Annotated in this window: 10 protein-coding genes and 1 riboswitch; of the genes, 7 read left to right on the top strand and 3 right to left on the bottom strand. The window is 31.8% G+C overall.

The genetic code is table 11. The features are described 5' to 3' along the window. Positions 1-60: 60 nt before the first annotated feature. Positions 61-1,152, bottom strand: coding sequence for an AI-2E family transporter (locus tag V6C74_RS08800; RefSeq protein WP_002452881.1), 1,092 nt, complete (start codon positions 1,150-1,152; stop codon positions 61-63). Between the two features lie 264 nt (positions 1,153-1,416). On the opposite strand from V6C74_RS08800, the gene V6C74_RS08795 reads away from it, so the two are divergent. Together V6C74_RS08795 and V6C74_RS08790 are read left to right on the top strand one after the other, a co-directional pair. Beyond that, complete coding sequence (locus tag V6C74_RS08795) at positions 1,417-2,163, top strand: esterase family protein (RefSeq protein WP_002452882.1); 747 nt, start codon at positions 1,417-1,419, stop codon at positions 2,161-2,163. Positions 2,164-2,322: 159 nt separating this feature from the next. Further along, the gene (locus V6C74_RS08790) at positions 2,323-2,832 is read left to right on the top strand and encodes a YjcG family protein (RefSeq protein WP_002452883.1); all 510 of its coding nucleotides are present in this window, start codon (positions 2,323-2,325) and stop codon (positions 2,830-2,832) included. Positions 2,833-2,982: 150 nt separating this feature from the next. Here the strand turns inward: V6C74_RS08790 and V6C74_RS08785 are convergent, their stop codons facing one another. Together V6C74_RS08785 and V6C74_RS08780 are read right to left on the bottom strand one after the other, a co-directional pair. After that, positions 2,983-4,173 (bottom strand): MFS transporter, encoded by a 1,191-nt coding sequence (locus tag V6C74_RS08785; protein ID WP_002452884.1) that lies wholly within the window; start codon positions 4,171-4,173, stop codon positions 2,983-2,985. Continuing rightward, complete coding sequence (locus V6C74_RS08780; RefSeq protein ID WP_002452885.1) at positions 4,151-5,326, bottom strand: diglucosyl diacylglycerol synthase; 1,176 nt, start codon at positions 5,324-5,326, stop codon at positions 4,151-4,153. The genes V6C74_RS08785 and V6C74_RS08780 overlap by 23 nt, the downstream gene beginning before the upstream one ends. Before the next feature lie 539 nt (positions 5,327-5,865). On the opposite strand from V6C74_RS08780, the gene V6C74_RS08775 reads away from it, so the two are divergent. From V6C74_RS08775 to V6C74_RS08755, 5 genes are all read left to right on the top strand, one after another. Further along, positions 5,866-7,350: a UDP-N-acetylmuramoyl-L-alanyl-D-glutamate--L-lysine ligase gene (locus tag V6C74_RS08775; RefSeq protein WP_002452886.1), complete on the top strand. Its 1,485-nt coding sequence runs from the start codon at positions 5,866-5,868 to the stop codon at positions 7,348-7,350. Continuing rightward, complete coding sequence (locus V6C74_RS08770; protein ID WP_080554658.1) at positions 7,307-7,579, top strand: YueH family protein; 273 nt, start codon at positions 7,307-7,309, stop codon at positions 7,577-7,579. Before V6C74_RS08775 ends, V6C74_RS08770 begins: the two co-directional genes overlap by 44 nt. Before the next feature lie 14 nt (positions 7,580-7,593). Further along, the gene (locus V6C74_RS08765; protein ID WP_016898800.1) at positions 7,594-9,156 is read left to right on the top strand and encodes a peptide chain release factor 3; all 1,563 of its coding nucleotides are present in this window, start codon (positions 7,594-7,596) and stop codon (positions 9,154-9,156) included. A gap of 126 nt (positions 9,157-9,282) precedes the next feature. Further along, positions 9,283-9,402, top strand: a riboswitch (yybP-ykoY riboswitch). Between the two features lie 71 nt (positions 9,403-9,473). After that, positions 9,474-10,274: a TerC family protein gene (locus V6C74_RS08760; protein ID WP_002452889.1), complete on the top strand. Its 801-nt coding sequence runs from the start codon at positions 9,474-9,476 to the stop codon at positions 10,272-10,274. A gap of 214 nt (positions 10,275-10,488) precedes the next feature. After that, complete coding sequence (locus tag V6C74_RS08755) at positions 10,489-12,402, top strand: S1C family serine protease (RefSeq protein WP_016898799.1); 1,914 nt, start codon at positions 10,489-10,491, stop codon at positions 12,400-12,402. Positions 12,403-12,414: the final 12 nt, after the last annotated feature.

Raw genomic sequence — 12,414 nt, 5'->3', positions numbered from 1 at the left:
TAATCATTTTCAATAAAAAAACATCGCTTACTCGTTAATAGTAAGCGATGTTTAGAATGTTTATTTCGTATCTTTAACGTCACTGTTAGCTTTATCAATAATTCTTTGACGATATTTAAAGATGTTGCTAACTAACGTTTTAATTACCGCATATAAAGGAACAGCTATTAGAATTAAAGTGAAGCCACCTAAATCTCCTGCAGCTAAGATTACAACAATAATTGTTAGAGGGTGAATACTTAAAGATTTACCCATAACATTAGGAGTAATCACATTTCCTTCAAGTTGTTGTGCTATTAATGTAACTACACAAACCCATATAAATGTTGTAGGACCTTCAATGATGCCTAAAATAGCCGCGGGTGTAAATGAAAGCCATGGGCCTAAGAAAGGAATTAAATTTGCTACACCTGCAAATAGTACAAGTAATGGTGTGTATGGTAGTCCTATAATTGAATAGCCAATGTAAAGAATAATACCTAGAATCACACTAACTGTCACTTGACCTTGAATATAAGATTTTAAAGTGAAGTTTAAATCTTTTAATAAATCAACGATGAATACTTTACGTTCACCTTTGAAAAATTTCCCTATAGCTGGAATAAATTTCTCATGATCCTTCAACATATAAATTAAGAAGAAAGGTACCATAATTAATAAGAAAACTGTTGAAATAAATGATGTGATGTAAGTGACTGAGTTAGATAAAACGGATGTTGCACCATCACCTACAGATTTAACTGCCTTATTAATACGATGCGTCACGTCATCAGGTAATTTATCCATTTGTTTTAAAGAGAAATTAATAATATGTTCAGCTTCTTTTTGTAAAGCAGGTGTCTGCTTAATTAAATTATTGATGTTTGAAATAATTATCGGTGCGATGAATGACACTACAATAGCAATAATTGCAATTAACCCGATAAATATTGTTAAAATACTTGCCCAACGTGGAAATCCCCATCTTTCCAAAATATTTTGGAAAGGTAAACATATGTAAAATAGAAAACCACTAATAAGGAATGGAAGGAATACAGAGCCGATAATCGTCGCGATTGGTGTAAATACTTCATGTACTTCCATAAATAGTTTGATGAGTATGAACAGCATTATAATAAATATGCCGGTTCTAAACCAAACTTTATTTAACATAAACCTCTTTCCTCCTATAGTAATACTTTTATTTATTCTTAATAAGTATATCTTAAAACTATATCTTAAAAAAGAGAAAATACTTTATAAATCATACTCAAAGACGGCATAAATAAGCTTTTACTTAATTTATAAAGAAAGATTATTATATCTTTAAAATTAATAATATGCTACTAACGTATATGCATAAAATTACTATAGAGAATTTAAATGTAGTGTAAGTCTTGATACAATGATAATACTACTATGAGGGGGCATACGCATATGACAGAGTTTAACGCTGGAAAGATAAATAAAAAAATAATACACAGTGACATTCTAGATAGGGATGTGACACTCTCCATTTATTTACCTGAAGAATATACTGAGTTGTTTAAGTATCAAGTGATTTTATGCTTTGATGGTTTAGATTTCTTAAGATTCGGTAGAATTCAACGTACGTATGAACAATTGAGAAAGGATAATTCTATTCAAAGAGCAATTATCGTTGGTTTTCATTATGAAGATGTTGATAAACGACGAGAAGAGTTTCATCCATCAGGTAGTCGCTCGCATTTGACAGTTCAAGCAATAGGTAAGGAAATATTACCGTTCATTGATTCTACTTTTCCAACTTATAAAGTAGGTAATGCTAGATTATTAATTGGAGATAGTTTGGCTGGTAGTATCGCTTTAATGACTGCGCTCACTTATCCAACTATATTTAGTCAGGCAGCAATGCTAAGTCCAATGTATGATGATAATGTAAAACAGAAAGTAGTTAATTGTGATAATAGAAATCAACTTACACTATGGCATGCAATTGGTTTAGAAGAGGAAGATTTCACATTACCTACAAATGGTAAACGTGCTAATTTCCTTACGCCTAATCGAGAATTAGCTGGACTTATTAGAGATTATGATATTGATTATTATTACACTGAGTTTGAGGGCGGGCATAGTTGGAAATCATGGAAGCCATTATTAGGTGAAATTCTTGAATATTTTTTAAGTGATGTCATACCAGATTAAGTGTTCTTCCTATTTTAGTATTCTAATCATAAAGGGATTATAAATATAAATTTTACTAAATGTAGAAATTTCAGATATGTAATTGTTTTCACTTTAAAAGTAACGGTTTTCAAAAAATTTTGATATAATGGAAATATGTTAAACAAAGGAGGAATTTAAATGATTCTAGGATTAGCATTAGTTCCGTCTAAGTCATTCCAAGAAGAGGTAAATGCTTATCGTAAACGTTATGATACGCATTATGCACAAATTATGCCTCATATTACTATCAAATCTCAATTTGAAATTGATGATAATGAATTAGATTCTATTAAAGAAGAAGTGAAAAAACGTATTAATGACATTCAACCGGTGGATGTTCATGCAACAAAAGCTTCAAGTTTTGCTCCAACAACTAATGTTATTTACTTTAAAGTAGCTAAAACTGATTCTTTAGAAAAACTTTTTGATAAATTCAATACTGATGAATTTTATGGTAAGGCTGAACATCCATTTGTTCCGCATTTTACAATTGCACAAGGGCTTTCAAGTCAAGAATTTGAAGATATTTATGGTCAAGTAAAATTAGCAGGGGTAGACCATAAAGAGACAATTAATGAACTTTCTTTACTACAATATAATGAAGCAGACGATAAATGGACAGTAGTGGAAACATTTGAGTTAGGTTAATTAATATAAATGATTGGATGAATTGTACAGGGGTGTCGATTCATCCTTTTTTTGTAGCGGAATATTATATGTATCACATATGAAAATCTAGCTTCTCATTAGGTCGAATAAAAGCCTATCAATGAAATTCATCAATAGGCTTCGAATAATCTATTTCTTTTTTTGTTTACCGCTTATGAAGTAATATCCATAAAATACAGCTAAAGATAAGAAAATCATAGCTGAGAAGTAAAATGTATTATTTAAATTGTTTGTAAATTGAGTGATTAATCCACCAACTAATGGTCCAATCATAGATCCAAAACCTTGAACGCTATTAAATACGCCCCAAGTTTCCTCTTGTTCTTCAGGATTAATATGACCCGCCATAAAAGTATTCCACGCAGGTAAAAGAATTCCATACATTAATCCAATAAATAGACCGATTACCCAAACTAAGTAAATATTTGTTACCAATGATAAAGCAAAAATTAATAACGTATATAGTATGAAGCCACCGAAGATGATGGTGTACATAAATCCACGACTGTTATTATCAATAATTTTTGATAAAAATAACATTGAAAATGCACAACCGATACCACCAATAATAATTGCAATGGTGTATTCAACGGTAGAAACTTTGATTACTTTTGTAGCGTATTTAGGTAGTATAGGCACTAACGCTGAAATTGCAGCACCTTGTAGTAATATCCCAGGAAACAGTACGAGATGTCGTTTAGTTACATCCACGATTTGTTTAAGCTGTTCAGAAACAGGCTTCGTATTATAGTTCGTCAATTGTATATTAACAAAGTAATATAATACCCATGCGATAAGAACTACAAGAGACATCATGAAAGCAAAGTGGGTCGGATGCACTTTGATTAATAAATTCATAACGACCATACCGACTAATAAACCGAGTAACCATGAGAAGTATACATAACCCATTTGTTTACCACGATTATTCTCTTCAACACTTGATAACATGATAACCCAAATAGGACTAACGGCTATTCCTAGCATAATCGAACTAAAGATGATTACGAATGGTGATGCCGGGAACCAGATGACTAGAAACAAACTAACAAACGCGAGTAAAAAGCCTGCAGTTAAGACAATTTTAGCACCAAATTTCTTTAATAAAAATCCGATAACAAAGTTTGTCGCCGCATCAGCTATAAAATGTATAGAAAATGCGAATGAAGTAATTGCGATTGCAATAGACGTCACTGTAGGCAAGAAGTTGATATAGCTAAGTATGTACATGCCTCGTGCAAATTCCATTAAGAACAAAATAACTAACATAATAACAAAATTTTTGTTATTGGAGTAATTATTTAACGAAGAATCTTGCATATAAAGGAACCTTTCCGTAGATTTCTTCTGGTTGAGATGAATGACCAATTAAATCTAATAAATCTCTACATAACTTCTGAGTTGAATAACTTACTTTGGATATTCGCATTTGATTTGTCATAGCTTCTAGTCTATCTTCATGATTTGTTAAATGTGATACGATATCAATGGCTTCATTTGGCGTGTCAGCAATTTTGCCAAATCCTTTATCTTCGAAATAATGAGCATTTTCAAGTTCTTGACCAGGTGCAGGATTTAAGAAGATCATTGGGATGCAACGAGTAAGTCCCTCAGAGATTGTTATTCCACCTGGTTTAGTAATCATTAATTGACTTGAAGCCATCCACTCATTCATATAGTTTGTATAACCTAGAATTAAAACGTTTGGATTATGTTTAAATTTAGCTTTTAAAGAACGTTTGAGTTCTTTACTACGTCCGCATATCATAACGACTTGTGAATGAGGGCTTTTTTCTAAAATTTCATTAATCATATAATCGAAACCTTTAGAAACTCCAAATGCACCTGCTGACATTAGAATCGTTGGTTTGTTTGGGTCTAAATGATGTTTAGATAACCAAGCCTCTTTATCAATGGAGTCTTCAAACTTATCAGCAATAGGAATCCCTGTTACCTTTATATGAGAGGCAGGAACGCCTGCTTCAACGAAATCATCTTTGGTATCTTCTGTAGCAACGTAATATCTTTGAGAATCTGGAGTAATCCAATTTTTATGCATGCGATAATCTGTCATAACAGTCGCAATTGGAATATTAATATTAAACTGCTCAGTTAAGACTGACATTACAGGTGTAGGGAATGTTAAAAGAATTAAATCTGGTTTCTCTTTGATGAGTAAATTGATTAATTTATTTAATCCGTAATATTTATAAAAACATTTATCAAGCTCGTTAGGGCGGCTATAATAAAAACGTTTATACATATTTCTAAAATATTTAAAGCTATTGATATACCATTTTTTACATATAGAAGTCATAATTGGGTGAGCTTCCATAAATAAATCATGTTGTATTACTGATAAATGATCTAAATTCATTTCGTTCAATTGGTTGACAATACTTTGTGTGACTTGCATATGACCGTTACCAAATGATCCAGTAATAATCAATATCTTTTTATTTTGAGTAACCATTTATAGCCACCCTCCATTAATTTTTAAAATTTATAATAAGTGTAACGTATTTTCATACATTATAAAAGAAATTAAGTGACAACAAGGTGCCGTTTCGTAGCACAATAAATACAGTGTGCAACACATTTTTTGGCTGTATGTTAACTTTGTAAACTAAGTAATTTTAAATTTTTATTTATGCATTATACCATACTCATCTTCAAAATAAATTTTTAATTACTCAATCAAAACTTCGTGCTAACTCAAAATAAACTTATTAAAAACTTTATATTTTCTTAATCTACTTTCATACTAGCATTAATTAAGGGAAATGTATTGGGATGATTGGGGCTATAGAAATATTTTTAAGATATTTTTACTTAAGCTTAATAAAAATTGCCTAAATTTTACATTGAAGTATATTTTTCATTGGATTTTTACTTCCTATTTAATACAGAAGTACATAATTTTATTAACTACCCTTAATAAATAAGAATAAATTTATCAACACAAGTAAAATGTGTATAATAGAATTATTGTAAATAAAGGAGCGATACATTTTGAATGCGAGTGCGTTGTTCGAGAAAATAAGAGTAAAAAATGTAATTGGAACACTAGATAAAAATGTAGACGATATTACTACTGATTCACGTACAGCTAGAGAAGGAAGTATTTTCGTAGCATCAAAAGGATATACGGTAGATAGTCATAATTTTTGTCAAAATGTAATTGAGCAAGGTTGTAGTATTGTAGTTGTAAATAGGGAACTCGAACTTGAAGGAGAAGTGACTCAAGTTATTGTTCCAGATACATTGAGAGTAGCTAGTTTACTAGCACATACGTTATTTGATTTTCCAAGTCATCAGTTGACGACTTATGGTGTAACAGGTACTAACGGTAAAACATCAATTGCAACAATGATTCATCTCATTTATAGAAAATTAAATAAAAATAGCGCTTATTTAGGTACCAATGGTTTCCAAATTAATGAAACGAAGACTAAAGGAGCTAACACTACGCCAGAAACTGTTTCACTAACTAAAAAAATTAAAGAAGCAGTTGATGCTAACGCGGAAGCAATGACAATGGAAGTCTCAAGTCATGGTTTATCGCTTGGCCGATTACGAGGTGTAGAATTTGATGTAGCAATCTTCTCAAATCTAACACAAGATCACTTAGATTTTCACGGTACTATGGAAGCATACGGCCATGCAAAATCACTTTTATTTAGCCAACTTGGTGAAGATTTAGCGAAAGAAAAATACGTTGTTCTTAATAATGATGATGAATTTTCTCATTACCTAGCAAGCGTGACACCTTATGAAGTGTTTACATATGGCATTGATAATGAAGCTCAATTTATGGCTAAAAATATTAATGAATCGTTGCAGGGTGTAGAATTCGATTTAAGCACACCATTTGGAGATTATCGGGTTAAATCACCATATGTAGGGCGATTTAATATCTCTAACATTATGGCTGCTATCATTGCAGTTTGGAGTAAAGGTGCTTCTATGGAAGAAATTATTAATGCGGTAACTTCTCTAGAACCCGTAGAAGGACGATTAGAAGTGCTGGACCCATCATTACCAATTGATTTAATTATTGATTATGCGCATACTGCTGATGGTATGAATAAATTAATTGACGCTGTAAAACCGTTTGTTAAACAGAAATTGATTTTCTTAGTTGGTATGGCTGGAGAAAGAGATATGACTAAAACGCCTGAGATGGGTAGCGTAGCTTGCCGTGCAGATTATGTTATCTTCACTCCTGATAACCCTGCAAATGACGATCCTAAAATGCTAACAGCTGAATTAGCTAAAGGTGCAACACATGATAATTATGTTGAATTTGATGATCGTGCTGAAGGTATTAGACATGCAATAGAGGTTGCTGAACCCGGAGATACAGTAGTATTGGCGTCTAAAGGTAGAGAACCTTATCAAATAATGCCAGGACATGTGAAAGTCCCTCATAGGGATGATTTAATTGGATTAGATGCTGCTTATAAGAAATTCGGCGGTGGCCCTGTTGAAGATTAAGCAACTTCAGTATAATGAACTAACGATAAATATTTATTTCTGTCAATATATAGAGAGAGGCGTAATGATAATTGCGATTCCCGATATATTCTGGTCAACAGAATTACCTCTCGACTTAACTAAAGATGAATTACATGAAGAATTATTAATGCAATTATTTAATCTATATACGGAAAATGAAGCCGATGCACTCGCACGTGACATTAGTGATTGGATAGCAACAAACTAAAAGGAGAATGATGAATGAATTTAAAGGAAGAAGTAGAGTCAAGAAAAACTTTTGCCATCATCTCACACCCAGATGCTGGTAAAACTACCTTAACTGAAAAATTATTATACTTCAGTGGAGCGATTAGAGAAGCTGGTACTGTTAAAGGTAAAAAGACAGGGAAATTTGCTACAAGTGACTGGATGAAGGTTGAACAAGAACGTGGTATTTCCGTGACTAGTTCAGTTATGCAATTTGATTATGATGATTATAAAATTAACATTTTAGATACACCAGGACACGAAGACTTCTCTGAAGATACTTACCGTACTCTAATGGCTGTTGATAGTGCTGTCATGGTAATTGACTGTGCAAAAGGTATTGAGCCTCAAACTCTAAAACTTTTCAAAGTATGTAAAATGAGAGGTATTCCTATTTTTACGTTCATCAATAAACTTGACCGAGTTGGTAAAGAACCATTTGAATTATTAGATGAAATTGAAGAAACATTAAATATTGAAACGTATCCAATGAACTGGCCTGTTGGTATGGGTCAAAACTTCTTCGGTATTATAGATAGAGCGACTAAAACTATCGAACCATTTAGAGATGAAGAAAATTTAATACATTTAAATGATGATTATGAATTAGAAGAAGATCATGATATTAAAAATGATAGTGCTTTTGAACAAGCTATTGAAGAAATGATGCTTGTGGAAGAAGCGGGCGAAGAATTTGATAATGATGCGTTACTAAACGGTGAGCTCACACCAGTTTTCTTTGGTTCAGCTTTAGCTAACTTTGGTGTACAAAACTTCTTAAATGCTTATGTTGACCACGCACCTATGCCTAACGCTCGTCAAACAAATGAAGATGTTGAAGTAAGTCCATTTGATACAGACTTTTCAGGATTTATTTTCAAAATACAGGCAAATATGGATCCTAAACATAGAGACCGCATTGCCTTTATGCGTGTTGTAAGCGGTGCATTTGAACGTGGTATGGATGTTACATTACAAAGAACAAATAAGAAACAAAAGATAACACGATCTACTTCATTTATGGCAGATGATAAAGAAACTGTTAACCACGCAGTAGCTGGAGATATAATCGGTCTATATGATACTGGTAATTATCAAATCGGCGATACGCTTGTCGGTGCTAAGCAAAAATATAGTTTCCAAGATTTACCTCAATTTACACCTGAAATCTTTATGAAAGTTTCAGCTAAAAACGTAATGAAACAAAAGCATTTCCACAAAGGTATTGAGCAACTTGTACAAGAAGGTGCAATCCAATACTATAAAACACTACACACGAATCAAATCATTCTAGGTGCTGTAGGTCAATTACAATTTGAAGTGTTTGAGCACCGTATGAAGAATGAATACAATGTTGATGTAGTGATGGAACCAGTAGGCAGAAAAATTGCACGTTGGATAGAAAATGAAGAAGATATTAAAAATAATATGAACACATCACGTTCTATTTTAGTGAAAGACCGTTATGATAACTTCGTCTTCTTATTTGAAAATGAATTTGCGACACGTTGGTTTGAAGAGAAATTCCCTGATATTAAGTTATACAGTTTATTATAAGTTTTGAGTTTAACTTTATTGACAAAGGGTATTCTTTAAGAACATATTAAACGAAGTAAGTACGATTTAGATTGTGTAACTTGTACAATCTATGTATACTATTATTAACAAATGAATACCTATGACAACTTTGTCAGAGGGGAGTAACTTGAGGATAGTAGAACTTTAATTATTAGTAACTACTATTTAACACTTTATCGTCATTACGAAGGTAAGTCTTCCGGTAAAGTGGGCAATACAATTGCTTAGTGAGACCTTTGCTATGATTTAGCATAGGTCTCTTTATTTGTATTTCTTAAATAAAGGAGTTGTCCACTATGGATCCAAGTTTGATTTTACCTTATTTATGGGTGCTTTTAGTGCTTGTATTCTTAGAAGGTTTATTGGCAGCTGATAACGCAATAGTTATGGCTGTAATGGTAAAACATTTACCACCAGAACAACGTAAGAAGGCATTGTTTTATGGTTTATTAGGAGCATTTATATTTAGATTTATTGCCTTATTCTTAATTAGTATCATCGCTAATTTCTGGTGGATTCAAGCTGCAGGTGCAATCTATTTAATCTATATGTCTATTAAGAATTTATGGGATTTCTTTCATAAATCAGATGAAGAGCATCATAAAGACTCAGGTGATGACCATCACTATGATGATTCTGGAAATGAGAAGAAAGTTGGGCCTAAAGCTTTTTGGGGTACAGTTTTCAAAGTAGAATTTGCAGATATTGCATTTGCTATTGATTCAATGTTAGCTGCCTTAGCTATAGCAGTGACATTACCTAAGATGGGTATTCACTTCGGTGGGATGGATTTAGGTCAATTTATAGTCATGTTCCTAGGTGGCATGATTGGCGTCATCCTAATGAGATTTGCTGCAAATTGGTTCGTTGAATTATTAAATAAATATCCAGGTTTAGAGGGAGCAGCCTTTGCCATTGTTGGCTGGGTTGGTATTAAATTAGTTGTAATGGTTCTTGCGCATCCTGATATTGGCGTATTACCAGAAGAATTCCCTCATGGTGCTTTATGGCAATCCATTTTCTGGGCAGTGCTTATTTTACTAGTAATTATAGGATGGTTTACTTCTGTCATTAAAAACAAAAAGAAGAATAATTAGTTTATTATTTTAAATTTCGCTCCACTCATTAAAGTTTTTGAGTGGAGTTTATTTTTAACTTTATTATATTGAACATTGCAGTTTTATAGTTAAAATATTAAAATTTAAACTATAAACAAACTCGATAATAGTGTATTAAAAATCTTAGAAATAACTAAATTTAATAATTTTACATATATAATTAATATAAGTGAATATAGGAGTGGGTCATCAATTGGATAATGATAAAAAACAAGTCATACCCCGTAGTCAGTATCGTCGAAAGCGACGTGAATTTTTCCATAATGAAGAAAGAGAAGAGCGTATTAAACGTGAACGTGAAGCTCAAAAACAGCAAGTTGTTAAAGAACAACAACAATCAAAAGTTAACGAAGAGCGTGTTAAAGATAATTTACGTAAAGCAAGAATTGAGAAATTAACCCAAGAAGAAATTCAACAACAACACGAGTTGGCAAATCAAAGACAAAAAGGTAGAAATGTTAATACAAATAAGAATGATACAATTAAACATTCTTCCACAAGCTCAAAATCGTCTACTTCTGATGAAATAGGTAACAACATTCAATCACATTTAACTTCAGATACTGAAAAACAAAATGAAGTTGAAGATGAACAAGTAATTAATGTTCATAAAGAACAACGAGTACCATATTCTATCACTAACCAACCTAATGACTTAGAGAGAGCTAAAAAGAATGATGACACTATTCAACAAGAACAATCTAATCTTAATAAAACATCTGATAAAAATGAGATCAGCACTAAAGATAGTAATTATAAGAAAAATAATCAGACAGAGACCTCTAAAGGCAAAACAGATAAAAGAATAGATAATGATGAGCTTCGAAGAGATTCTGAACAAAATAAAGAAAAGCCATATTCATCTATAAATAATCATTCAGATGAAAGTGATAACTATGGTGACAAAGATTATGATAAACATGCTACGAAAGATACTGCAAAAACGAGTAATGAAAATGATAATTTTGAACACATCAAGAATATAATAACTTCTTTTTTAAAAGAACACTGGCCAAAATTTTTAATTATCATAGGTATTATCTTATTGTTACTTATATTAAATGCTATATTTACAACAGTTAATAAAAATGATCATACTAATGATAGTGCTTTTAACGGAAATGACAAGAATTATACAACTACAATGAAAAATGCTAATAACTCTGTCAAATCAGTAGTAACTGTTCAAAACAATGTATCTAATAATACTACTATTCCTAAAAGTAAATCAGGATCAGATAATGAAATTGGTTCAGGTGTCGTCTACAAAAAAGTAGGCGACTCTATTTATATATTAACGAATGCTCACGTAGTAGGAGACAAAGATAAACAAAAAGTTACATACAATAACAATAAGTCTGTTGAAGGAAAGGTGATAGGCAAAGATAAATGGTCTGATATTGCTGTTGTTAAAGCTAAGTTAACAGATGATAGTATGAAACCAATAACTTTAGGTGATTCAAATAACTTAGTATTGGGACAGTCAATATTGGTAGTTGGTAATCCTTTAGGAGTAGATTTTAAAGGTAGCGTCTCTAAAGGAATTATTTCAGGTTTAGAACGTCATGTACCTGTAGATATAGTTAAAGATGATAGCTATGATGTATTGATGAAAGCATTTCAAATTGATGCCCCTGTTAATCCAGGAAACTCTGGAGGAGCAGTCATTGATAAAGATGGTAGACTTATAGGTATAGTTTCGTTGAAGATAGATATGGAAAATGTAGAAGGTATGGCTTTTGCAATTCCGATTAATGATGTACGTAAAATAGCACAACAATTAGAAGATAAAGGTAAAGTCCAATACCCTAATACTGGTATAAACATTAAAAATGTAGCAGATATTTCAAGTGAAGAGCGTGAGGAAACTAAGCTTCCACCAAGTATAAATAATGGTGTACTCATCAATGATGTTAAAGAAAATAGCCTAGGTGAAAAATCAGGGTTGAAAAAAGATGATGTCATAGTAGAATTAGATGGTAAAACTGTTGAAGATAATTTACGCTATAGACAAATTATTTTTAGCCATAGAGATGATTTGAAAACTTTAACAGCTAAAATTTATAGAAATGGTACTGAAAAAAATATTAAAATTAAATTGAAATAAACGTTGAGGTGA

Origin of the sequence: Staphylococcus capitis subsp. capitis (genome assembly GCF_040739495.1) — a bacterium.
Lineage (GTDB): Bacteria > Bacillota > Bacilli > Staphylococcales > Staphylococcaceae > Staphylococcus > Staphylococcus capitis.
This window is presented reverse-complemented; position numbering and strand designations above follow the sequence as displayed.